The organism is Octadecabacter sp. SW4, assembly GCF_008065155.1.
Taxonomy (GTDB): Bacteria; Pseudomonadota; Alphaproteobacteria; order Rhodobacterales; family Rhodobacteraceae; genus SW4.
The window spans coordinates 2,670,669-2,693,048 of the sequence record NZ_CP042819.1 but is presented as its reverse complement, the minus strand read 5'-3'; the positions used below and the strand labels follow the sequence as shown (position 1 = coordinate 2,693,048).

The following is a 22,380-nucleotide window of genomic DNA, read 5'->3' as shown; positions in this document are numbered from 1 at the left end:
GCTAGTCCCGCGTCTCTATTTCGCGGTCGGCTTCGGGGGTTTTCAGCGTCGCCCATGTATCATCGCGTGGTGGTGCGGGCGGGACTTTGCAGGACCGTTTATGAATGTGGACCTTGGCGATGAAATTGGCCGAGATCGGCGCTGTCGCAAACAAGAATGCCATGATCAGCAGTTCGTGAATCGAATGGTTGCCTGACACCGCGCCGTTCAGCATTGACGCCAGCAGCAGTGCGCCGATGCCGACTGTCCCGACTTTGGTCGGGGCGTGCAGGCGGGTCATGGAATCGTTGAATTTCAGCAAGCCCAGCACGGCGACAAGAGCAAAAAATGATCCGATCAACAGGAGGGCGGCCACGGCAAATGTTGCGATGATGTCCCAGGTCATTCGATGATATCCCCCCGCAGCAAAAATCGCGCCAACGCAACCGTCGAGACAAAACCCAACATGGCGATCAGCAGGGATACCTCAAAATAGATGCGCCCGCCCTGATGAATACCCAAAAGAACGACGATCCCCAGAGCGTTGATTACCATCGTGTCAAGCGCGAGAATCCGATCACCCGGTGTTGGCCCGATCATCAGCCGCACCATGCACATGATTTGCGCAAAGGCGAGCGAGGCAAAGGCGATCATCAGCGCGGTTTCCATCAGGTTCGTTGCAAAACTCATGCGAATATCTCCTTGAGGCGGGCCTCGTAGCGGGTCTTGATGTCATCGCGCACACCATCTGGATCGTCGGTGTGCAGGACATGTACCAACAGGCTGTGGCCCTCGTCCGACAAATCCGCTGACACGGTCCCCGGGGTCAGTGTGATCGTGCCGGCAAGCAAGGTGATGGCTTCGGGCGATACCAGATCAAGCGGGATCACGATCCATGCGGGTGTCAGTTTGCTATTGGGAACCGTCAGCACGACCCATGCGACCTGCACATTGGCGACAACGATGTCCCACATCACGATCAGGCTGTAGCGCAGCATCTTGCCCATGTGAAAGCGGGTTGGCCGGTCCGGCCACCAGACCGAACTGCCCAGCGGGATAAGCACACCAAGGATCACGCCAAAGACGGCCATACCTGCGGAGAATTCGTTTTGCAGCAAGATCCAGACGATTGCCAAAAGCAGCGTCAGGAACGGGTGCGGGATCAACCATCGGAACATGCGTGTCATGTCAGTAGTCCTCCTGCGGTATGCTAAGCTTGCCCGGCGTTTCAAGAACGATCGCGCTATAGTCTTGGGGCGCGAAAAGTTGCGCGGCGATGGCGCTGGTGTAGCTATGCACCTGTCCGGCAAAGACCGTATGCGCGACCAATAGCGCGATCAGCCCGCCGACGGCGACATAGGACAGGGCGGCGGGGCGCGGCGGTGGGGGGGTGTCCTCGGGCACGGTGACGCCTTGGCTTTTCCAAAACAGGGTGCTGCCCGCGCGCGCGAACCCCAAGATCGAGATCAGGCTTGACCCAAGAACGATGGCCCAAATCCAGACCATCAAATCCGACGGGAAAGCGGCCTGGAGGATCAGAAGCTTACCCAGAAAACCAGACAGTGGCGGCAGCCCTGCCATCGCAATCGCAACTGTGAAAAACAGACCCGCCGTCAGGGCGGCGCCGGCGACAGGTGCTTGGGGCGTCAGATCAAGGTTGGCCCGTCCCGTCCGCACCAAATCCGAGATCAGGAACAGCGCCGCGCCTGCAAGGGTCGAGTGGATGATATAGTAAAGCGCCGCCGCGATTGCTGCGGGTGTGAACAGCGAAATCGCCACCATGACCATCCCCATTGATCCGATCACGGCAAAGGCGATCAAACGGTCAAGTTTCCTGGCCGCCAGAACGCCAATCATGCCGATTGCAAGGGACACAAGTGCGGCCGGCAAGAGCCAGAAATCATGCAGGCCCGCCATTATTTTCAGGTCGGGCGGGAAGATCAGCGTGTAGACGCGGATGATCGCGTAGGCGCCGACTTTGGTCATGATTGCGAACAGGGCTGCGACGGGGGCAGGAGCCTCGGCATAGCTTGACGGGAGCCAGAAATGCAGCGGCACTAGGGCCGCCTTGATGGCAAAGACCAGCAAAAGCAACACTGCCGCGACCCGGATGCCGACCGTTTCCACATCGCTGATCATGGCCACACGCTGCGCAAGGTCAGCCATGTTGAGCGTGCCGGTTTCAGCATAAATCGCACCAAGTGCGAACAGGAACAACGTGGAGCCGATGAGGTTATAGAGGACATATTGCACCCCGGCCCGCAGCCGCGCATTGCCGCCCGCATGGATCATCAACCCATACGAGGCAATCAGCAGCACCTCGAAGAAGACGAACAGGTTGAACAGGTCGCCTGTCAGGAACGCCCCCATAATGCCCATCACCTGGAACTGGAACAGCGCGTGAAAATGTCGCCCGCGGTCGTCCCAGCCTGATCCGATAGCATACAAAAGCACAAACAGCGCCAGGACAGCCGTGAGCAAGACCATCAGTGTCGAGAGCCTGTCGCCAACCAGCACGATCCCATAGGGCGCCGCCCAATCGCCAAGGCGGTAAAGGACGATTGCACCGTCTGAGGTTTGCCACGCAAGCCCCGCCGCAATGGCCACAAGTGCGATCACACCCGCCAGCGACAAGACCCGCTGGATGCCGATGTGATAGCGCGCGGCAAGAACAATGAACGGGGCCAGCAATGCAGGCAAAACGACGGGCGCGATGATCCAGTGGTTCATGCGGTGTCCTCTGCCTGATCGTTGGGCGTTTCGTTCTGATCATCCACGTGGTCGTCGTCTGACCCGAGAAAAGCACCAAGGCCGATCATCACGACAACGGCCGTCATCCCAAAGGAAATCACGATTGCTGTCAGGACCAGGGCCTGTGGCAGCGGGTCGGCGTAGTCTGTCACGCCGTCACGCAATACGGGTGCCGATCCGATGGTGAGCCTGCCCGAACTGAACAGGAACACATTGACCGCATAGGTCAGTAAAGAAATCCCAAGAATGACCGGAAACGTCCGTAAACGCAGCACAAGATAAATCCCGCCCGCAGTCAGGAAACCAATGGCCGAGGCAACCAACAGCTCCATGTGTTACGCCTCCTTCTTCATGGTGGGAATTTCCGAAAGCGGACCTTCGCGCGAGGGGTCGATATCCATCGGAAATTCGCTGTCTGGAACATGGGCGCGGCGCGCCAGCCGCGAGAAGCTTTCCAGTGACAGCATCACAGCGCCGACAACGGCAAGGAAAACACCCAGATCGAACAGAGTCGCTGTCGCCAGCTCGAACTTTTCAAAGGGCGGGATGCGCACGTAGGTGAAATCCGACGTCAGGAAGGGCTTGCCAAAGAACCACGACCCGATCCCTGTCAGGCCGGCAATCAGAACGCCTGCGCCGATCACCCCATGATAGGGGTATCGCAGCCGCGCCGAAGCCCAGGAAAACCCGCTGGCCATATATTGCATTACCACGGCAATCGACACGATGAGGCCGGCGATAAAGCCGCCGCCCGGCTCGTTGTGACCACGCAAGAAGATGTAAAATCCGACCATCAGAATGACCGGCATCATCACCCGCGTCAGCACGACCATCATCATCGGATGCATGTTGCCCGCGCGCGGCTGGTCCGGTTGGCGGTTCAGCAGACGCGCCCGCACCGGACCACCCAAAAGGGTTTCGGTCAGCGCATAAATCAGAAGCGCTGCGATGCCCAAGACGATGATTTCGCCGTAGGTATCAAAGCCACGGAAATCGACAAGGATCACGTTGACCACATTGTTGCCGCCCCCGCCTTTGTAGGAGTTGGCAAGGTGAAACTCGGAAATCGGTGTCGTGACCGCATCGCGGAGCAGGTAGTGATAGGCCAGCGCAAACGCAGCAAGCCCACCCGCCACCGCCACAACACTGTCCCGCACACGGCGCAAGACCGAGCTTTCGATCGGTGTGCGGTTTGGCAAGAAGTTAAGAGCGAGAAGTAGTAGAATAATTGTCACGACTTCGACGGTGAACTGTGTCATCGCAAGGTCCGGCGCGCTTAGGAAAACAAAGCCGATGGATACCATCAGGCCGACGATCCCGATCAGGATCAGCGACAACAGGCGATTGCGGTGCATAAAGACCAACCCCGCCGTTGCCGCAACCAGCATTGCCCACCCGGCAATCGGCACAGCGCCGACCGGTTGCAGCGTGCGGGTCGGAGCGCCCACCGTGCCAGTTGCCCAGGCATGGTATCCGGCGGCGAGAATCGCCGTCGCGGCAATCGCCGCATAGCGTGAAAAAGCACCGTTATGCAGTGGCAGGATCAGCGCACGCGCCAGCGCCACGGCACCCGTGACGATCCCGTCAAAGATCGCTTTCGCCTCGGGGCGCGGGGTGGCGTCCCACAGGCGCAGCGCGGGCTTGAACAACGCCAGCATGACCAGACCGCCCAGAACCGCGATGATCGACATATACAAGGCCGGCACCAGCCCGGGCCAGATCTTGATGGTGGTTTTGGGGACCTCCGCAACCTGCCCCATCACCGAGGCCGTCACCAGTTTGACAAAGGGTTCGGCCAGGAACGGTGCGACCCCGATCGTGACCACCAGCACGACCAAAAACGCAGGCGGCAGCCACAGCCCGGGGGCGGATCGTGCGGCGTAGCCGGGTAGTCGTCCCGCACCGGCCCAAGGAAGGTATGCCCGATGAACCGGAAACAGTAGGCCGCCGAAAACAGCGAGCCCAGTGTCGCGAGCACGGGCACGAGCCAGGGCAGCCCGAACAACACGGTGTATTCGGCCTCTTTCAGCATCAACTCCTTGGACAGATAGCCGTTGAGAAGCGGTATCCCCGCCAGCGACAGCGCCGACAGCGTGGCAATCACAAAAGTCACCGGCATCAGCTTGCGCAAGCCGCCCAGGCGGCGAATGTCGCGGGTGTTGGTTTCGTGATCGACGATCCCGGCGGACATGAAAAGCGCCGCCTTGAACGTGGCGTGGTTCAGGATGTGGAATATCGCCACCATAACGCCAAGAGCGGTGCCGGTGCCCAACATCATGGTGATCAGGCCCAACTGGCTGACTGTCGAAAAAGCCAGCAGCGCCTTGAGATCGTGTTTGAACAGCGAGATCACCGCGCCCAGAACCATCGTGACCAGGCCAGCCGTGGTGACAATCACGAACCATTCCGGCGTCCCCGACAGCACGGGCCACATCCGCGCCATCAGGAAGATCCCCGCTTTGACCATCGTGGCCGAGTGCAGATAGGCCGACACGGGCGTCGGTGCGGCCATCGCGTGGGGCAACCAGAAATGGAACGGAAACTGCGCGGATTTGGTGAAGGCGCCCAGCAGGATCAGGATCAACGCTGGCACATAAAGTGGGTCAGCCTGAATAAGATCGCGGTTCTGCAAGATCACGCTCAGGTCATAGCTGCCGACAATCTGGCCAAGGATCAGCATCCCACCGATCAACGCAAGGCCGCCCAATCCCGTGACCGTGAGGGCCATCCGCGCGCCTTGACGGCCTTCGGGCAGGTGTTTCCAATAGCCGATGAGCAAAAAGGACGACAGCGATGTAAGTTCCCAGAACACCAGCAAAAGCAGGATGTTATCGCTTAGGACGATCCCAACCATCGCGCCTTGGAACAGCAACAGATAGGTGAAAAATTCGCCCATGTTGTCGTCACGGCTAAGGTAGTGGCGCGCATAGGCGATGATCAACAGCCCGATCCCGAGGATCAGCAGGGCAAAGAAAAAGCCCAAGCCATCAAGCATCAGCGTAAAGTTCAGCCCCAGCAGCGGCATCCAGTCGATGCGGGCCATAACGACCTCGCCCGCAAGCACGGTGGGCAGATTGGTCAGCAACCCGACGAACGCCGCCAGCGATACCACGAATGTCACGCCCGCGCAGGCCGCCCGCCCTGCCTGATTCATCAAACCCGGAAGAAGCGCGCCGATGAAAGGCAGCAGGACGATAAGAAAAAGGGACACGGCGACTCCTGCATGGATCGTTTTTTGTTTTGACCAAAAATGCACCGTAAATGCCGGAAGGCAAGGATAACTGGCAAAATTCGGTCGGATATTCCTAACAGGATCGCGGCTGGGGCACTACCCGATTCAGGCGGTCGTTCGGCGGATCGGGGGGTGGCGTTACGTCGTGCGGCGGCGCTGGGCCAGCCACATTCCCGCGATGATCATCGCGACACCCGCGGCGCGCATCCACGTGTTGCCCGCGATGCCACTGGCCAGGTCCAGAACAACGCCCGATACCATCTGCCCTGCGATGATCATCAGGGCGGTATTCACGGCACCGATACGGGCGATCAACCAACTGCTTGCGGCAATGAAAACGACACCGATCGTGCCGCCAATATAGGCCAGCAATGGCGGATCGGGTGGGCCGTCAACGGGCCACAAACCCCCAAATATCAGCGCAACCGCGCTGACGATCGCAAAACCGACGATGTGGTTCCAAAACGACGAGGCCATAGGCGAGGTCGCCAGCGATAACCGCCCGTTGATCTGGCGACTAAGGCTGACAAGCACGCCTGCGGTCAGTGCCAGCGCGATCATCATGCGCCCGCCCCCGAAAAGATGATCAACAGGCTTCCCCCACAGATCAGCGTCAATGCCCCAAGGTCGCGCAGCGTCGGCCGGCGGCGCGGTAGGCCGAACAAGCCAAGGCGGTCGGCGATCAGCCCGAATCCAACCTGACCGACCAGCCCCAGCGCCAATGTTCCAGAAAGCGCCAGCGCCGTGTTCACGGTTACCGACGTCAGCACCACGGTCAGCGCGCCGCAAGCTCCACCCAGAAATGACCATGCAGGGGCTTTGCCGATAATCGGGGTGCGTTTGCGGCGCTGTATGATCAACAGGAACACCAGTGCCGCGACCGTGCCCGTGCCATGCGCCGTCCACGAGGCAAACATCGCCGTGCCATGCGCAGCCAACTGGCCGTTAAAGAGGACCATCAAGGTCAACAACCCACCGGTGCCAAGGGCGATCAGAAAGACAAACAGGGGCGGGTTGCGTGGGGTCATGCGGACGTCATGGCGCAATTTGTCGGCGGCGCAAACTCCCTTTCTGTGTCATTCGCGCAATAGCTGCGCTGGAAGACTCAAAAACCGTGGCCAAATCAAACGCCTGTGTCTTATAAGCACGGGGCTGGGGGGCGCAGATTCTTTGGGGATATCCATGCGTAACCTTTCGGCCGTTCTTTTTCTTTGGGTCATGACCGCTGCCGCGCCCGCGATTGGCCAAGAGCGCGAAGTGCTGGGCTATGGCCGCCTTTTCACGAACGATTACTTTGGCGACAACGACGATCGCTGGCGCACCGGTGGCTATGTGATCAGCCAGGTGCGCGGCACCGGCTGGGACGGGGATCGCCCCACGCGCGCGGGTGCCTTGATGGAATATCGGCTGCGCACGGAAATCATCGCACCGACCCGCGGCACGACGGATCGCCCCTATGCCGGTGTCTTGTCCTTTGGCGCGTATACCCACTATGCCGTTGGCAACATTGATGTTTCGGTCGGGGCCGACATTGTCGCGATTGGCCCTGGAACTGGCGTGTCTGGCTTTCAGGAATGGTTCCACGATGTTGTTGGCGCACCTGCGCCCGCTGGTGTTGCAACCCAGCTTGATGATCAGGTCTACCTAAGTGGCACAGTCGAGATGTCGCGCAGTTTTCAGGTATCGGATCGGGTGACATTGCGCCCCTTTGTCGAAGGGCAGGCTGGGGTCGAAGATATTTTTCGCGTCGGCGCCGATGTGCTGATCGGCCGTGTCGGGCAAAGCGATTTCCTATTGCGCGATGTGGTCACGGGCCAGCTTTACCGTGGGGTCGAAAGCAACGATTCAGGCGTGAACTTCGTGATCGGCGCTGATTATGCGCTAGTGGGCGATAGTGCCTATCTGCCGATCGATATGGGCTACACCCCGACCGAAACCCGCACCCGCGCGCGTGCCGGGATGCATTGGCAGATCTTCGAAGACACATCGTTCTTTTACGGTGTGACTTATCTTAGCGAAGAATTCGTCGGCCAGCCCGAGGGGCAGGTTCTGGGATCACTGAAGCTAAATTTCAACTTCTGAAGAAATAGTTAACGGACACTCTTAAAGTGTCTTGATCCCTGCGAATCACCCCTGATAGGGTTGTCTCATAAGCTGCGCAAAGACGCGGTATGACGATATGAGGCAGATACGGGCATGAAAACGGGCTTTAAGGGCACGTTTGTCATCTCCTGGTCGCAGACGGAATTGGACGGGCTTTGGTCCGCACCGCTGGACGCATTGCGCGTTGGCACCGCCTGGTCATGGACCGGCGACGCCGTGCGCGTTGATGGGCCGCGCGAGATATTGCCGCTGGGCGACGCGATGGGAGAGGCAGACCTACGCAAACGCGCCGCGCATTCGGTGCGCAGGCTGCTGCGCGCCGTCGAGGCAGACACATCACGCTTGGCTCAGGTCGATGTGCCAGCGCAGATGGCTGAAACCAGCTTTACGGTTACCGATGGGCGCGACACCTGGACAGTGACCATCATCGAAGGGGCCAAGCCGACAGCGCGCCTGTTGATGTTCGTCGGGGAGATCCCGCCGCGTCACGTGGATCTCTGGGTGGTGAGCCATAATGTGAATCTGGATGCGCGCGATCAGGTTGAAGACCGCCCCGGCGGTGTGATTTGTTTCACACCCGGCACGATGATCCGCACCGACGAAGGCGCAAAACGGATCGAGGATATTGCCCAAGGCGACTTTGTGCAGACCAAGGATAACGGCTGTCAGGAAGTGCTTTGGACCGGACGTCGCCGGATCACGGGCGCACGGCTTTACGCCATGCCGCATTTGGCGCCTGTGCGTTTGCGCGCCGGGTCGCTGGATGAAGAGGTGCCCGACGAAGGTCTTTTGGTGTCACCCGATCACCGGATATTGCTGCGCGGTGCGCGCGCGCGCGAGTTGTTCAACGCCGACGAGGTGCTGGTGACGGCGCGCGATCTGATAAACGATCACAACATTCTGGTCGATCACGCGGTGCGCGAAGTGACCTATATCCACATGCTGTTGCCCAGTCATCAGGTCGTTTTCGCCAATAATGTGGCAACCGAGAGCTTTCACCCCGCCAGCGCCGGGCTTGATACGATGGACCCCGACCAGCGCGCGCATCTGTTTGCGCAGGTGCCTGAAATTCAGACCGACCCGCAAGCCTACGGCGCCTATGCGCGCCGCGTCCTGTCAGGCAGCGAAGCTGCGATCCTGCGTCACGGAGCGGCCTGAGTCCGCCCGCGATTTACCGCTATCCTGTCCTTCCCCAAGTGGGGAAGGAACCCTGTTTCAGATCGGCCCCGGCACATTGGCGGGGTCGTTTTGATGTGCGGCTGGAGCCTCTGGCAGAAGTTATTTCGGAAGAAAAAGCAGAGTGTGTTGACTCTGGGTTTGCGGGCCGTATAAGCGCGCATTCATTGGTGTTGGTGGCCCCTGCAAGGGGATGCCTGTCGGGCTTCGGCCAAAGGACAACGCCCTTCAGCGCTTCTCGACCCGAACCGCCTGGTGAGGACAAGTTGGCGAGGCATTATATAAAGAAGGAGATCAGCCGTGACCAAACGCACGTCTGCCAAATACAAAATTGACCGCCGGATGGGTGAAAACATCTGGGGTCGTCCGAAATCCCCCGTCAACCGTCGTGAGTATGGTCCCGGCCAGCATGGTCAGCGTCGCAAGGGCAAGCTGTCCGATTTCGGCATTCAGCTGCGCGCCAAGCAAAAGCTGAAGGGTTACTACGGTGATCTGACTGAAAAGCAATTCCGCCGCATTTATGGCGAAGCCGAGCGTGTCAAAGGCGACACAGGCGAAAACCTGATCGGCCTGCTGGAGCGCCGTCTGGACGCTGTTGTTTATCGCGCCAAATTCGTGGCGACCGTGTTTGCTGCGCGTCAGTTCGTGAACCACGGCCACGTTACGGTGAACGGTCAGCGCGTCAACATCCCGTCCTACCGCGTCAAGGAAGGTGATGTGATCGAAGTGCGTCAGAAGTCCAAGCAGATCGCTGTCGTTCTGGAAGCCACCCAACTGCCCGAGCGTGATGTGCCTGATTACATCGACGCCGATCACTCCAAGATGACCGCGACGTTCGTGCGCACGCCGGCCCTGGGCGATGTGCCTTATCCAGTGATGATGGAACCGAACCTCGTCGTGGAATTTTACGCCAAGAACTAAGCGGTTCTGGCACAATGAATTCAAGGGTCGCGGCGCAAGCTGCGGCCCTTTTGTGTATGTGCACCTTCTGGCTGGCCTTGGCCCTGCGTGGTCGCTAGAAGTTGCTGGGATGACAGGAAAGGCCGCTGGCATGAGCGCGAAGATCAAACCGCAACGGGGAATTCTGGATATCGCCCTTTACGAGGGCGGTGCCTCGACGGTTGACGGGCAGACCAACGTTCTCAAGCTGTCGTCGAACGAAAACCCCCTTGGCCCCAGCCCTGCCGCCAAAGAAGCGTTTTCGCGCGCGGTTCATGATCTGAACCGCTATCCCTCGACTGATCACGCCAGCCTGCGCCGCGCCATTGGCAGGGCATGGTCCGTTGATCCTGATCGCGTGATTTGTGGTGTGGGCAGCGGTGATATTTTGCATCTGCTGGCCGAGGCCTATGCCGGCCCGCGCGACGAGATCATTTTCACGGAACACGGGTTTTCCATGTATCCGATTTACACATCAGCCGTTGGGGCCAAACCCGTCAGTGTGCCAGAACGTGACCGCGTGGTTGATGTGGACGCCATTTTGGCCGCCTGCACCAAGCGCACGAAGTTGGTGTTCATCGCCAACCCCGCCAATCCGACAGGCACGATGCTGGGCATAGCGGCGCTGGAGCGGCTGGCCGATGGCCTGCCGCCGCAAGCGATGTTGGTGCTTGATGGTGCCTACGCCGAATTTGTCGAAGGTTATGATGCGGGGGCGGCACTGGTCGATGCGCGCGACAACGTCTTCATGACCCGCACCTTTTCCAAGATTTACGGTCTGGGCGGGCTGCGGGTCGGCTGGGGCTATGGCCCGCGCGCGGTCATTGACGTGCTGAACCGGATTCGCGGTCCGTTCAATCTGTCCGCCGCCGCCCTTGCGGCCGCTGAAGCGGCTGTGCGCGACACGGCTTATCTGGAAAAATGCCGCATCGAAAACGCGCGCTGGCGCGAATGGCTTGCCAATGGATTGGCAGCCTTGGGCGTCCCGTCCGATACATCTATGGCGAATTTCGTGCTGGCCCGTTTCGCGGACGAGGCCGAGGCCGTGGCCTGCGACGAACACCTGCGCAGCGAGGGTATATTGGTGCGCCGGGTCGCGGGATACGGCCTGCCCAATTGCCTGCGCATCACGGTGGGCGATGAAGCATCCTGCCGCCGCGTGGTGCACGCCGTCGGGCAGTTCAAAGGGGGTGGGGAATGAGTGTGATTTATGATCGCGTTGCCCTGATCGGTCTTGGCTTGATTGCATCTTCGATGGTTCATGCGATGCGCCGCGCCGGGCTTGCTGGCGAAGTCGTCGGCACCTCGCGCTCGGCCGAGACGCGTGCGACTGCCCGCGAAATCGGCCTGTGTGACCGTATCGTCGATACCGCAGCAGAGGCGGCAGAAGGCGCTGATCTGGTCGTGCTTTGCGTGCCTGTTGGGGCTATGGGCAGGGTCGCGGCAGAGATAGCGCCGGTCTTGAAGGCGGGCGCGACGGTCAGCGATGTAGGGTCGGTGAAACAGGCCGTGATTGATGCGGTCGCACCGCATCTGCCAGACACGGTGCATTTTGTGCCCGCACACCCCCTCGCGGGGACCGAGCAATCGGGGCCACGATCCGGCTTTGCAGAGTTGTTCGACAACCGCTGGTGCCTGATCGTGCCGCCTGCCGATACGGATCCGGATGCCGTCACGCGCCTGCGTGGTCTGTGGGAAGCGATGGGCAGTTTCGTTGAAACGATGGAGGCCGAGCATCACGATCTGGTGCTGGCCGTGACCAGCCACACGCCCCACTTGATTGCTTACACGATGGTCGGCGTCGCTGATGATCTGCGCCGCGTCACCGATAGTGAAGTGGTCAAATACTCGGCGGCTGGGTTTCGTGATTTTACGCGGATCGCAGCCAGTGACCCGACCATGTGGCGCGATGTGTTTTTGAACAACAAAGAGGCGACGCTGGAAATTCTGGGGCGCTTTACCGAGGAATTGTTCGCCCTTCAGCGCGCGATCCGCCAAGGCGACGGCGACATGCTGCACGATTATTTCACCCATACCCGTGCCATCCGCCGCGGCATCATCGAAGCAGGGCAGGACACGGATGCACCAAATTTTGGCCGTGCCCCCAAAAAACCATGATCCGCGCAGCGCTGTTTGCGGTTGGACCGCTCCCGCCGCTAGCGCAGCAGCGGCGCGCGGCCTACGGGTAGTCCGCCGATAGCCATCAGCCCGTTCGCCATCGTGACTTCAAGCGTCAGCAGGTCAGGATTGTCCGGTGTGGCGTCCATGTTTTGCGCCATCGCCGCGATCGTGAAGGACGCATTCTCGGTGACCATGCCCGCACGCACGAGAAGCGCCAGAACCTCTTGCCAGCGGCGCAGGGTCAGGGTCACGTTCCCGCTGGCGAACCCCGAGGTATCGGCCAACAGATCGCCAGCCGCGCGGAATTCCAGATCGCCCCATCCCAAGGCAAATTCGCGCAGGGTAATCCCGGTCACAGCAACCAAAACATCCGCCGCGTAGCGGTCAATCGGTTGCGACAGCGAAACGCCCCCTTCAACGCGCGCCAGCCGGACTACCGACGGAAGGGTGGCCTCGGGATCAAGTGTCTTGCGGATGTTTTCGGGCAGGGTGAGCGAGGAGGCCTCGACGAATACATCATAGGTGTTGGTGTCGACACGGGTGTCACGCAGGGCGATCAGAACCCGGTCGGCCGTCACCTGCCAGCTATCCGCTGGCCCGTTCAGGCGCGGTGTCTTGATATCAATGGTCGCACGGTCAAACGGCAGGCTTGCCGTGGCGCGCACGGCGGCACTTGCACGCATGTCGCTGTTTTCAAGTCGAAATTCCCGGCCGCCAAAGGTTATCGTTTGCTCGGGTGGAAGCAGGGCAATTACCTCGGTCGGGCGATAAGACAGCGCAAAAACCTGCGCCCAGTCCCCCGCCCAACCCGTCAGGGTTACGGGGTCGAACAAGGTTGCATCGGTTATCGTCGTGTCAAAACGCGATGGAAAACCGCGCGTTGACAGGTCGGTGTAGTCCACCGTCCAGCCATCATTGCGCATTTCGGTCAGTATGGTCTCAGCGCCGGTCTGGATGCCGCTGCGCCCGACAAACCAGTATCCACCGTAAAGCGTAGTGACGATACCGACGATCCAGATCAAACGCTTCATCATCCGGCCCTTTCGCCCAAACCCAAGCTGGTGTTTACAGGGGCAAGTTTACAAGGACCAGCACAATGCCGCTTTGGGTTTTCGGATACGGATCACTTTTATGGAACCCCGGGTTCACGCCCGCGCAAACCGTCACGGCGCGTTTGGATGGGTATCACCGCAGTTTTTGCATGCTGTCGGTCCATCACCGCGGCACCGAAGACGACCCCGGTTTGGTATTGGCGCTGGACGAGACCGAACAGGGGCGCTGCACGGGCGTGGCGTTTCGCGTGGCCGATGGTGAGGAAGATGCGGTGCATGCCTACCTGCGCGAGCGCGAGCTGATTTCATCGGCCTATCTTGAGGCGGATGTGCCGCTGACCCTTGACGGGGGCGAAACGGTCACCGCGCTGGCCTATGTGATCAATCGCGGCCACGTGCAGTATTGCCAGTATCCGCTTGAACGACAGGCACAGATAATTGCCCGTGCTGTGGGCGGACGTGGTCCCAATACGGAGTATTTGTTCAACACCGCACAGCACCTCGCGCAGATGGGAATCGAAGACACCGAAATGGCCTGGCTGGTTGACCGCGTGCGCGCCCTGACAAGCCGCTGATCAGGTATATTTCATTTGGGTTTTGCGCGCGCAGCCTCTATGTTCACAGCCACAAACAATTGAGAGGACCTGTTGCCCAAATGGACAAAAGGGACCCAGAGGCCGAGCCGCAATTTTCACAACCCGTGCGCCAGATCACGTCGATGCTGGTCGTTCTGGCCCTTGTCGCGGCGGGTACCTATCTGGCGGCGCCGCGTGTCGGGCCGGTGTTCCTCGCCAATCCCTATCTGAACGGCTTTATTCTGGTGGTGTTTTTCATCGGGATCATTGCCTGTTTCGGACAGGTCACGCAAATGATCCGCGCCGTGCGCTGGATCGAAGGGTTCGCGCGTGAACGGATCGGCCATGAAATGACCATCGCGCCGCAGCTGTTGGCGCCCTTGGCGACATTGTTGCGCGCGCGCGGGTCGCGGATGCAGATTTCATCGTCTTCAAGCCGGTCCATTCTGGACAGTGTGGCGCAGCGGATCGACGAAGCCCGAGAGATCACGCGATATATCGTCAACACATTGATTTTTCTTGGCCTTTTGGGGACGTTCTATGGTCTTGCAACGACCGTCCCGGCGCTGGTCGAAACGATCCAGTCGCTGACACCCGACGAGGGCGAAACGGGCGTGGATATCTTTAACCGCCTGCAATCAGGTCTGGAAAGCCAGCTTGGCGGGATGGGCGTGGCCTTTGCATCGTCGCTGTTGGGGCTAGCCGGATCGCTGGTGATTGGCCTGCTGGAACTGTTTGCAGGACATGGGCAGAACCGGTTTTACCGTGAGCTTGAAGAATGGCTGTCCACGATCACGCGGGTCGGGTTTGCCAGTGGCGAAGACGGTGCAAGCGGTGAAGCGAACGTGATGGCCAGTGTGATTGATCACATGGCCGAACAGATGGAATCGCTGCAACTGATGTTCACGCAATCGGACGTCAGCCGCACCCAGGTTGATGAACGCATGGTTGATTTGGTCGGCGCGGTCGAAAAGCTGACGGCAAAGCTGGATCAGAGCGACAGCAATGCCGCCCTGCTGCGGGCCGCTGAAGGGCAAGAAGCGCTGATCGGTAAACTGGCTGACAGCGGGTTGGAGGGGATTGACGCGGAAAGCCGGATGCGCTTGCGTTCGATTGATGTGCAACTGCTGCGCATTCTCGAGGAAATGGCGGCGGGCCGACAAGAGGTTCTTGCCGATCTGCGCACAGACATTGCCGCCCTGACCCGCGCCTTGCGCCAATCACAAAACCGCGCCCGCAAGGGTGACGGTGGGCAGGGCTAGTCATGGCCCTCAGTCGGCGCACAGGCACACGGTTTCAGGCCTCGATCTGGCCCGGATTTGTGGACGCGATGACGGGGCTTTTGCTGGTTCTGATGTTTGTGCTGACGATTTTTATGGTGATGCAGTTTGTGCTGCGCGAAACGATCACCGGTCAGGAATCGCGCCTTTCGCAACTGACGGCCGAAGTGGCCTCTCTGGCGCAGGCTTTGGGTTTGGAACAGGATCGGTCGGCGCAACTGGCGGCGACCGTCGGCTCACTGACCACGTCACTTGCCGCCACATCCGACGAGGCCGAGCGCCAGGCGGCATTGGTTGCGAGCCTGACGCAGGAACGTGATGCGCAGGTGGCCGCACTGGTCGCGGCAGAAAATCGGATCACCGGGTTCGAGGCGCAGGTGGCTGGGCTGTTGGCTCAGCGTAGCGACCTGCGCGACAGGGTTGCGGGGTTGGAAGGCGCGCGTGACGAATTGGTCACGCAGCAAGAGGCGCTGAACCTTGCGCTGGCGCAAGCGCGCGACGAAATCGATGCGGGTGTTGAGGCCGCGCGGCTGGCAGCTGCGCGGCGCGAAGCACTCGAGGCTTTGGTCGCTGATTTACGTGCCGAGGGAGAGGCAGATGGCGCACGCATTTCCGAGTTGGAGGCCGCGCGGTTGGCCGATGCGGCGGCGGCGCAGGCCCTGCGCGACAGGCTGACAAATGCAGATGCGGAACTGACCGCGATGACCCTTGCATTGGAAGAGCAGCGCCGCGCAGCAGAGGATACGTTGACGCTTTTGGCGGCAGCACAAACGGCACAGGACGACCTTGATATGCGCCTTGCCGCAGCGCTTTTGGCGCAGCGTGAAGCCGAGGCGGCGCTGGTGGACGAAGCGGCCGAAAAGGCCGATCTGAATACGCGGCTATTGGCGGCGCTGGCGGATCAGGAAACCAGCGAAACGGCGCTTGATGCCGCGCGAGCAGCACTTGCCCAAGCCATCGCGGCGGGCGAAGCCGAGCAGACGGATCTTCAGGATCGGCTGGCCGAGGCGCTTTTGGCGCGTGATGACTTGCAGGCACAAATTGCGGCGCTGCGCGACAGTGAAGGCGCGGCACAGGCCACCCTCGAGGCGCGTCTGGCCGAGGCGCTGGCCGCTGTCACGGCCGCCGAAAATGCCGCCGCCACCCAGATGAGTGAAGCCGAGCGTCAGGCGGCACTATTGGCCGCAGCAAATCAGGAACTGGCCGAACAGGAGGCCCTGTCGGCGGACAGCCAGCGCGAGGTTGCGATCCTGAATGAACAGGTGCGCGCCCTGCGCGATCAGATCGGCACGCTGCAAACCCTGCTTGATCTGGCCGAAGACGAGGACGTTGCGGCTCAGGTGCAGATCGAAAGCCTTGGCGCGCAGCTTAATACCGCGCTGGCCCGCGTGGCCGCGCAGGAGCGTCGGGCTTTGGCATTGGAGCGGGCAGAACGCGAACGGCTCGAGGCCGAAGCCGCGCGGCTTGCTGCCGAGGCGCAAAACCTTGAACGCTACCGCTCTGACTTCTTTGGACAATTGCGCGAGGTGCTGGATGGTCGCGAAGGTGTGCTGATCGACGGTGATCGTTTTGTGTTTTCATCGGAAGTGCTGTTCGAACAGGGTCGTGCGACGCTATCGGATGCCGGGCGCGGCGAGATTGCCAAGGTTGCCGATATTCTGCGCGCGATTTCCGACGATATTCCCGACACCATTGACTGGGTGATCCGTGTGGACGGCCATACCGACGATGTGCCGCTGTCGGGGGCCGGCGAGTTTGCCAACAACTGGGAGTTGAGCCAAGCGCGGGCGCTGTCTGTCGTGCTTTATATGGTGGAATCCTTGGGTATTCCGCCGCAACGGCTGTCGGCCAACGGGTTCGGGCAATACCAGCCCATCAACCCCGAAGATAGCGATGCAGCCCGTGCGCAAAACCGCCGGATCGAAATGAAACTTACCGAACGCTGATTTTTGCAGTCCTGACATCGAATGCCACACCGTCGCGTAAGATCGTGACGGTGCCGCCATAAACGCCGACTGGCCAGCCGCCGTCAGGTGCGCGGCGTCCGCCTGCACGAAAGTATTGCGCCTGCGGCCGCTCCAGCAAGTCCGAGCGGGTTTCGATTTCCGTCCCATCGGGGGTGGTGATTGTCGTGATCATCACATCTCGCGTTCGCCCGCCAAAGCCATATCCCCACAGCACAAGATCGTCCGTGGGGGCAAGGGTCTCTGCGGCCGCATCGCCCGCCTTGATCCTGTCGTATGCCGGAATACCTGGCGAAAAACCGATGCTGATGATGCCGCCCGCCGGCGTGGCGACCGGCACGGTCCACAGCGTTTCATCGGACACGCCGCAGGTGATGGCCCCGTCGGGATCGAACGGGTCAACCACGGCACCGTTTTCGCGCAGGGACAGCTCCAGATGGGGAAATTCGCTTTCCCCGCTCATTCCGACCTGGCCCAGGACCTGCCCCATTGCCACACGGTCCCCCGGCAGCACGGTGATCGAGCCGCGTCTCATGTGGCAATACTGCGTTTCCCAGCCGTCGCCGTGACGGATCACCACGCCATTGCCACATTCGCGATTTGTCGTGTCGGGCGCGCCGGGCTGCCCCTGCAAGATATCGGGCATTTCATCGCGCACGCCCCGCACCGTGCCCCGCGCGGTGGCGATGACATTGACGCCCGTGTCCACCATCGCGCGACTGGGCAGGGCGAAATCGGTGCCCGTGTGCCCGTCATACGTCAGTGTTCCGCAAGCGAAATCGCTGGCGGCATCGGTCGGGTCATGATCGACGAATTGCTGGATGTAACAGACATTGTCCAGATCGCAGTCAATCGGCAGGCCCAAAAGAATATCCCTCGCCACGGCGGGCGCGGCGAGGGACATGCATATGATCGTAACGGCAAGCCGCACGCTTTATTCTGCGGTTAGCAGTGGCGGCTTTTTGTTTGCGCTGGCAATGCGCGCCGTTTCGGGTGGTTCGATCTGCAGATCAAGCTCACCGCCTTTGACCCCGACCTTGACCAGTCCGCCCTTGGCCAGTTTGCCAAACAGCAGTTCTTCGGCCAGCGGTTTCTTGATGTGCTCCTGAATGATGCGGCCCAGCGGGCGCGCACCCATCTTGTCATCATACCCCTTGTCGGCCAGCCATTCGGCGGCGGGTTTGGTCAGTTCAATCGACACGTTGCGATCCATCAGTTGCGCTTCAAGTTGCAGCACGAACTTTTCGACCACTTGCAGGATCACCTCCTTGGGCAGCGCGCCAAAGGAAATCACCGCGTCCAGACGGTTGCGGAATTCCGGCGTGAAAGTGCGTTCAATCGCGGCGGTATCTTCGCCGGTGCGCCGGTCACGGCCAAAGCCGATCGCCTCTTTTGCCTGTTCGGTTGCGCCCGCGTTCGAGGTCATGATCAGGATCACATTGCGGAAATCGACAGTGCGGCCATTATGATCGGTCAGCTTGCCGTGGTCCATCACCTGCAACAGGATGTTGTAGACATCTGGGTGCGCCTTTTCCATTTCATCGAGCAGCAGCACGCAGTGCGGGTGCTGATCGACACCATCCGTCAACATGCCGCCCTGATCGAAGCCGACATAGCCGGGAGGGGCACCAATCAGGCGCGACACGGCGTGTTTTTCCATGTATTCGGACATGTCGAACCGCAGCAGTTCAACGCCCAGCGTGTCGGCCAGTTGTTTGGCGACTTCGGTTTTGCCCACACCGGTTGGTCCCGCGAACAGGTAGTTGCCGATGGGTTTTTCCGGCTCACGCAGGCCTGCGCGGGCCAGTTTGATCGCGCTGGCAAGGGCGGTGATCGCCTTGTCCTGCCCGAATACGACCCGCTTCAGGGATGGCTCGAGATCGCGCAGCACTTCGGCATCGTCCTTGGAGACGTTTTTGGGCGGAATGCGGGCGATTTTTGCCACGACGGCCTCGATCTCCTTGGCGCCGATCGTCTTGCGGCGTTTGCTTTCGGCAACGAGGTGTTGCGCGGCCCCTGCCTCGTCGATGACGTCAATCGCCTTGTCGGGCAATTTGCGGTCATTGATATAGCGCGACGACAGTTCCACAGCCGTTTTGATCGCATCGGCGGTGTATTTGATACCGTGGTGTTCTTCGAAATAGGGTTTCAGCCCTTTCAGGATCTTTACCGCGTCGTCGACCGAAGGTTCATTCACGTCGATTTTCTGGAACCGGCGCGACAATGCGCGGTCTTTTTCGAAATGCTGGCGGAATTCCTTGTAGGTGGTTGACCCCATGCAGCGCAGCTTGCCACCCTGGAGCGCAGGTTTCAGCAGATTTGATGCATCCATCGCCCCGCCCGAAGTCGCCCCGGCACCGATCACGGTGTGGATTTCGTCGATGAACAGGATCGCATCGTCGTGTTCTTCCATCTCCGTCATTACGGCCTTGAGGCGTTCCTCGAAATCGCCGCGATAGCGGGTGCCTGCCAGCAATGCGCCCATATCAAGGCTATAGATCGTGGCATTTGCCAGAATCTCGGGGGTTTCACCGGCGACGATCTTGCGCGCCAGACCCTCTGCTATGGCCGTTTTACCCACACCCGGGTCGCCAACCAACAGGGGGTTGTTCTTGCGGCGGCGGCACAGCACCTGCACGCAGCGTTCAACCTCGTGATCGCGCCCGATCAGCGGATCGATCTCGTTTTTGCGGGCCCTTGCGTTCAGATCGACGCAGTATTTGGCCAGCGCTGATTCCTTTTCCTCGCCCTCGACAGCGCCCTCGGACAGATCGTCGTCCATGTCGGACGCGCCCGTGATGGGGCGGCTTTCGCCGAATGCAGGGTCTTTTGCGACACCGTGGGCGATGTAGTTGACTGCGTCGTAGCGGGTCATGTCCTGATCTTGCAGGAAATAGGCGGCATTGCTTTCGCGTTCGGCAAAGATCGCGACCAGAACGTTTGCACCTGTCACTTCTGTGCGCCCCGAGGATTGCACATGGATCGCGGCGCGCTGGATTACGCGCTGGAAGGCGGCCGTTGGCACGGCCTCGCTCCCCTCGATATCCGTCACCAGCGTTGAGAGGTCATCTTCGATGAAATCGTCCAGCGTTTTGCGCAGGGCGTCCAGATCGACCGAACAGGCTTTCATCACGCGGGCGGCATCCGGTTCGTCAATCAGCGCCAGCAGCAGGTGTTCCAGCGTGGCAAGTTCGTGACGGCGCGCGTTGGCAAGGGCCAAGGCTGCGTGAATGGACTGCTCAAGTGTGTTCGAGAAAGACGGCACGTTGAGTGCTCCTCTATTCGGGGTCTGGATGGGGACATGCCCCGATCCGACCGTGACCTCTTATAGTTAAAGTTCGGTTTTATTCCGCAACCTTCAAGCTGTTTTTTGAACTTTTCCGTTCACATTGCCGAAAAGACTCACTTGAACGCGTGATTTATGGGCGTTTCCGCGTCAAAAGTTATCTTTGCGTTTGCGGACTTGCGCAAAAACTGCATCGGCTGTTGCTTCGCGCATGCCAATTGCGCTTTTCAAGGCAGGATCATCCGCGCGTAAATAGGGATTGGTGCGTTTTTCATCCGCCAAAAGAGAGGGCACCGTTGCCTCGCCTTTGGCCCGCGCCGCATCGGTGGCGCGTGACCGGGATATAATGTCTGGATTGTCCGGTTCAATGGAAAGCGCGAATTTTGCATTGCTTGCCGTATATTCGTGGCCACTGAAGATCATCGTGTCGTCGGGCAGTTCGCGCAGTTTTCGCATGGATTGCCACATTTGCGTCGCTGTGCCTTCAAACAGCCGACCACAGCCCATCGCCATCAGGCTATCAGCGGTGAATGCAGCCTTGGCGGCGGGAATGAACAGGGCGATGTGGTTGAGGGTGTGGCCTGATACGTCAAAAACTTCGCTGCTTTCGCCACACAGGTCGAAAATGTCGCCGTCACTCACGGCCAGATCAAGAGGGGGCAGGCGATGTGCATCAGCCGCCGCCCCGATGACCCGCACGCCATCGCCGCGCAGGGGCGCCAATCCATCGACGTGATCCCAGTGGTGGTGGGTCAGAACCACATCCGTCAGGGTCCAGCCACGCGTATCGAGGGCGGCCTGAACCGGTGCCGCATCGGGGGCGTCCACCAGGGCGGTTTGCCCTGTTGCGCCATTGTGGATCAGGAAAGCGTAGTTATCTGACAAACAGGGCACGGTGACGATTTCAAGGGGCATGGTATTGTCGCTTTCTGTTGGTATGCTGTTCAGGTTCGCGCAAAGGAGTGGCGACTGCAATGCATCTAGATGTGCTTGATCTGCGCAATTTCTACTACCGCAGCGCCTTGGGCCGTGCGGCACAAAAGGTGATCCGTGATCAACTGGTGAAGATGTGGCCTGATGCCAAGGGGCAGACGGTTGCCGGATTCGGCTTTGCTGTGCCGTTGCTGCGCCCCTTCCTCAAGGATGCGCGCCGTGTAATCGGGTTGATGCCGGGCCCGCAGGGCGTGATGCCCTGGCCTGCAGGGCGGCCCAATGTATCGGTGTTGTGTGAAGATACCCTGTGGCCCTTGCAAACAGGGCAGTTGGACAGGCTGGTATTGCTGCACGGGTTGGAAACCTCGGATGACCCGAACGCGCTGCTGGCCGAAGTCTGGCGCGTTTTGGGGCCAGGCGGGCGGGTGGTGCTTGTGGTGCCAAACCGGGCGGGCATGTGGTCGCGCCGTGACAAAACTCCTTTTGGATTTGGCCGCCCCTACAGCCTGGGCCAGCTTGAGGCACAGTTGCGCGCACACCGCTTTGTTGTCGAAACCTCGCTGTCCACGCTCTATCAGCCACCATCCCATCGCAAGATCTGGCGGCGCATGGCGGGCTTTATGGAATCGACAGGGCGCCATATTCCGGTTTTTGCCACAGGTGGCGTGTTGATGGTCGAGGCGAGCAAGCAAGTCGCGGCGCCTACGCGCCCGGGATTGCCCGAGGCAGTACGCCGTCCGTTGCGTGTTCTCGAGGGAATCGGCAAACAACCCGAACCCGCACTGCGTCACCCTGACACCCCCAACCTTTAGTGCACGTATGGGCGCCCCAACGGCGCGATGCCCCGCAAGCCGTTCAGCTATATGGATAAAGGGCAGGGCGGATTGTCGCAGGTGGCGCCAGAGCCTTGTATACAAATGTATGCCGCGTGAAAAATGCAGCGTTAATGCGGTTGCGACAATCACAAGGCTCTGCTACATCGGCCCAAA

General features: G+C 60.2%; 20 protein-coding genes and 1 pseudogene. 9 read left to right on the top strand and 12 right to left on the bottom strand.

What is annotated here, in order from left to right:
• Window position 1: 1 nt before the first annotated feature.
• From mnhG to FTO60_RS13295, 8 genes and pseudogenes are all read right to left on the bottom strand, one after another.
• Entirely contained in the window at window positions 2-385 is a 384-nt protein-coding gene (mnhG, locus tag FTO60_RS13330; RefSeq protein WP_148056418.1) for a monovalent cation/H(+) antiporter subunit G, read from the bottom strand.
• Window positions 382-669, bottom strand: a complete 288-nt coding sequence (locus FTO60_RS13325) for a K+/H+ antiporter subunit F (protein WP_148056417.1) — start codon at window positions 667-669, stop codon at window positions 382-384. The genes mnhG and FTO60_RS13325 overlap by 4 nt, the downstream gene beginning before the upstream one ends.
• Entirely contained in the window at window positions 666-1,166 is a 501-nt protein-coding gene (locus FTO60_RS13320) for a Na+/H+ antiporter subunit E (RefSeq protein ID WP_148056416.1), read from the bottom strand. Before FTO60_RS13320 ends, FTO60_RS13325 begins: the two co-directional genes overlap by 4 nt.
• A gap of 1 nt (window position 1,167) precedes the next feature.
• Window positions 1,168-2,709 (bottom strand): monovalent cation/H+ antiporter subunit D, encoded by a 1,542-nt coding sequence (locus FTO60_RS13315; protein WP_148056415.1) that lies wholly within the window; start codon window positions 2,707-2,709, stop codon window positions 1,168-1,170.
• Window positions 2,706-3,062, bottom strand: a complete 357-nt coding sequence (locus FTO60_RS13310) for a Na+/H+ antiporter subunit C (RefSeq protein ID WP_148056414.1) — start codon at window positions 3,060-3,062, stop codon at window positions 2,706-2,708. The genes FTO60_RS13315 and FTO60_RS13310 overlap by 4 nt, the downstream gene beginning before the upstream one ends.
• A 3-nt stretch (window positions 3,063-3,065) precedes the next feature.
• A pseudogene (locus FTO60_RS13305) lies at window positions 3,066-5,941 on the bottom strand (monovalent cation/H+ antiporter subunit A).
• 159 nt (window positions 5,942-6,100) lie between these two features.
• Complete coding sequence (locus FTO60_RS13300; RefSeq protein WP_254696810.1) at window positions 6,101-6,526, bottom strand: DMT family transporter; 426 nt, start codon at window positions 6,524-6,526, stop codon at window positions 6,101-6,103.
• Window positions 6,523-6,990 (bottom strand): DMT family transporter, encoded by a 468-nt coding sequence (locus FTO60_RS13295; RefSeq protein WP_148056413.1) that lies wholly within the window; start codon window positions 6,988-6,990, stop codon window positions 6,523-6,525. Before FTO60_RS13295 ends, FTO60_RS13300 begins: the two co-directional genes overlap by 4 nt.
• Before the next feature lie 154 nt (window positions 6,991-7,144).
• Here FTO60_RS13295 and FTO60_RS13290 point away from each other — a divergent pair, with 154 nt between their 5' ends.
• The 5 genes from FTO60_RS13290 to FTO60_RS13270 all read left to right on the top strand — a co-directional run bounded on the left by FTO60_RS13290 (window position 7,145) and on the right by FTO60_RS13270 (window position 12,298).
• The gene (locus tag FTO60_RS13290; protein WP_148056412.1) at window positions 7,145-8,044 is read left to right on the top strand and encodes a lipid A-modifier LpxR family protein; all 900 of its coding nucleotides are present in this window, start codon (window positions 7,145-7,147) and stop codon (window positions 8,042-8,044) included.
• 114 nt (window positions 8,045-8,158) lie between these two features.
• The gene (locus FTO60_RS13285) at window positions 8,159-9,223 is read left to right on the top strand and encodes a Hint domain-containing protein (RefSeq protein ID WP_148056411.1); all 1,065 of its coding nucleotides are present in this window, start codon (window positions 8,159-8,161) and stop codon (window positions 9,221-9,223) included.
• A gap of 318 nt (window positions 9,224-9,541) precedes the next feature.
• Window positions 9,542-10,162 carry a 30S ribosomal protein S4 gene (rpsD, locus tag FTO60_RS13280; protein ID WP_148056410.1) on the top strand — a complete coding sequence of 207 codons (621 nt, stop codon included), beginning with the start codon at window positions 9,542-9,544 and terminating at the stop codon, window positions 10,160-10,162.
• Window positions 10,163-10,292: 130 nt separating this feature from the next.
• The gene (gene hisC / locus FTO60_RS13275) at window positions 10,293-11,381 is read left to right on the top strand and encodes a histidinol-phosphate transaminase (protein ID WP_148056409.1); all 1,089 of its coding nucleotides are present in this window, start codon (window positions 10,293-10,295) and stop codon (window positions 11,379-11,381) included.
• Entirely contained in the window at window positions 11,378-12,298 is a 921-nt protein-coding gene (locus FTO60_RS13270; protein ID WP_148056408.1) for a prephenate/arogenate dehydrogenase family protein, read from the top strand. Before hisC ends, FTO60_RS13270 begins: the two co-directional genes overlap by 4 nt.
• 38 nt (window positions 12,299-12,336) lie before the next feature.
• Here FTO60_RS13270 and FTO60_RS13265 read toward each other — a convergent pair whose 3' ends face one another.
• Window positions 12,337-13,335 carry a DUF2125 domain-containing protein gene (locus FTO60_RS13265; RefSeq protein WP_148056407.1) on the bottom strand — a complete coding sequence of 333 codons (999 nt, stop codon included), beginning with the start codon at window positions 13,333-13,335 and terminating at the stop codon, window positions 12,337-12,339.
• Window positions 13,336-13,397: 62 nt separating this feature from the next.
• Between FTO60_RS13265 and FTO60_RS13260 the strand changes: the two genes are divergently transcribed.
• The 3 genes from FTO60_RS13260 to FTO60_RS13250 all read left to right on the top strand — a co-directional run bounded on the left by FTO60_RS13260 (window position 13,398) and on the right by FTO60_RS13250 (window position 17,154).
• Window positions 13,398-13,928 (top strand): gamma-glutamylcyclotransferase, encoded by a 531-nt coding sequence (locus FTO60_RS13260; protein WP_148056406.1) that lies wholly within the window; start codon window positions 13,398-13,400, stop codon window positions 13,926-13,928.
• An 80-nt stretch (window positions 13,929-14,008) separates the two neighbouring features.
• Window positions 14,009-15,190 carry a biopolymer transporter ExbB gene (locus FTO60_RS13255; RefSeq protein WP_148056405.1) on the top strand — a complete coding sequence of 394 codons (1,182 nt, stop codon included), beginning with the start codon at window positions 14,009-14,011 and terminating at the stop codon, window positions 15,188-15,190.
• 2 nt (window positions 15,191-15,192) lie between these two features.
• Entirely contained in the window at window positions 15,193-17,154 is a 1,962-nt protein-coding gene (locus FTO60_RS13250; RefSeq protein WP_148056404.1) for a peptidoglycan -binding protein, read from the top strand.
• Here the strand turns inward: FTO60_RS13250 and FTO60_RS13245 are convergent.
• The 3 genes from FTO60_RS13245 to gloB form a co-directional block, all read right to left on the bottom strand.
• On the bottom strand, window positions 17,141-18,076 hold the full coding sequence (locus FTO60_RS13245; RefSeq protein ID WP_148056403.1) for a M23 family metallopeptidase: 936 nt from the start codon (window positions 18,074-18,076) through the stop codon (window positions 17,141-17,143). The two genes, FTO60_RS13250 and FTO60_RS13245, sit on opposite strands and share 14 nt — an antisense overlap.
• Window positions 18,077-18,106: 30 nt before the next feature.
• Window positions 18,107-20,437, bottom strand: a complete 2,331-nt coding sequence (gene clpA, locus FTO60_RS13240; RefSeq protein ID WP_148056402.1) for an ATP-dependent Clp protease ATP-binding subunit ClpA — start codon at window positions 20,435-20,437, stop codon at window positions 18,107-18,109.
• A gap of 171 nt (window positions 20,438-20,608) precedes the next feature.
• Window positions 20,609-21,373 (bottom strand): hydroxyacylglutathione hydrolase, encoded by a 765-nt coding sequence (gene gloB, locus FTO60_RS13235; protein ID WP_148056401.1) that lies wholly within the window; start codon window positions 21,371-21,373, stop codon window positions 20,609-20,611.
• 59 nt (window positions 21,374-21,432) lie between these two features.
• Between gloB and FTO60_RS13230 the strand changes: the two genes are divergently transcribed.
• Window positions 21,433-22,203: a class I SAM-dependent methyltransferase gene (locus FTO60_RS13230; RefSeq protein ID WP_148056400.1), complete on the top strand. Its 771-nt coding sequence runs from the start codon at window positions 21,433-21,435 to the stop codon at window positions 22,201-22,203.
• Window positions 22,204-22,380 lie beyond the last annotated feature (177 nt).

Excerpts from the sequence above, each read along its gene's own strand:
- mnhG (WP_148056418.1), bottom strand. The coding sequence starts at position 385 with ATGACCTGGGACATCATCGCAACATTTGCCGTGGCCGCCCTCCTGTTG.
- FTO60_RS13325 (WP_148056417.1), bottom strand. The coding sequence starts at position 669 with ATGAGTTTTGCAACGAACCTGATGGAAACCGCGCTGATGATCGCCTTT.
- FTO60_RS13320 (WP_148056416.1), bottom strand. The coding sequence starts at position 1,166 with ATGACACGCATGTTCCGATGGTTGATCCCGCACCCGTTCCTGACGCTG.
- FTO60_RS13315 (WP_148056415.1), bottom strand. The coding sequence starts at position 2,709 with ATGAACCACTGGATCATCGCGCCCGTCGTTTTGCCTGCATTGCTGGCC.
- FTO60_RS13310 (WP_148056414.1), bottom strand. The coding sequence starts at position 3,062 with ATGGAGCTGTTGGTTGCCTCGGCCATTGGTTTCCTGACTGCGGGCGGG.
- FTO60_RS13300 (WP_254696810.1), bottom strand. The coding sequence starts at position 6,526 with ATGATGATCGCGCTGGCACTGACCGCAGGCGTGCTTGTCAGCCTTAGT.
- FTO60_RS13295 (WP_148056413.1), bottom strand. The coding sequence starts at position 6,990 with ATGACCCCACGCAACCCGCCCCTGTTTGTCTTTCTGATCGCCCTTGGC.
- FTO60_RS13290 (WP_148056412.1), top strand. The coding sequence starts at position 7,145 with ATGCGTAACCTTTCGGCCGTTCTTTTTCTTTGGGTCATGACCGCTGCC.
- FTO60_RS13285 (WP_148056411.1), top strand. The coding sequence starts at position 8,159 with ATGAAAACGGGCTTTAAGGGCACGTTTGTCATCTCCTGGTCGCAGACG.
- hisC (WP_148056409.1), top strand. The coding sequence starts at position 10,293 with ATGAGCGCGAAGATCAAACCGCAACGGGGAATTCTGGATATCGCCCTT.
- FTO60_RS13270 (WP_148056408.1), top strand. The coding sequence starts at position 11,378 with ATGAGTGTGATTTATGATCGCGTTGCCCTGATCGGTCTTGGCTTGATT.
- FTO60_RS13265 (WP_148056407.1), bottom strand. The coding sequence starts at position 13,335 with ATGATGAAGCGTTTGATCTGGATCGTCGGTATCGTCACTACGCTTTAC.
- FTO60_RS13260 (WP_148056406.1), top strand. The coding sequence starts at position 13,398 with ATGCCGCTTTGGGTTTTCGGATACGGATCACTTTTATGGAACCCCGGG.
- FTO60_RS13255 (WP_148056405.1), top strand. The coding sequence starts at position 14,009 with ATGGACAAAAGGGACCCAGAGGCCGAGCCGCAATTTTCACAACCCGTG.
- FTO60_RS13250 (WP_148056404.1), top strand. The coding sequence starts at position 15,193 with ATGGCCCTCAGTCGGCGCACAGGCACACGGTTTCAGGCCTCGATCTGG.
- FTO60_RS13245 (WP_148056403.1), bottom strand. The coding sequence starts at position 18,076 with ATGTCCCTCGCCGCGCCCGCCGTGGCGAGGGATATTCTTTTGGGCCTG.
- gloB (WP_148056401.1), bottom strand. The coding sequence starts at position 21,373 with ATGCCCCTTGAAATCGTCACCGTGCCCTGTTTGTCAGATAACTACGCT.
- FTO60_RS13230 (WP_148056400.1), top strand. The coding sequence starts at position 21,433 with ATGCATCTAGATGTGCTTGATCTGCGCAATTTCTACTACCGCAGCGCC.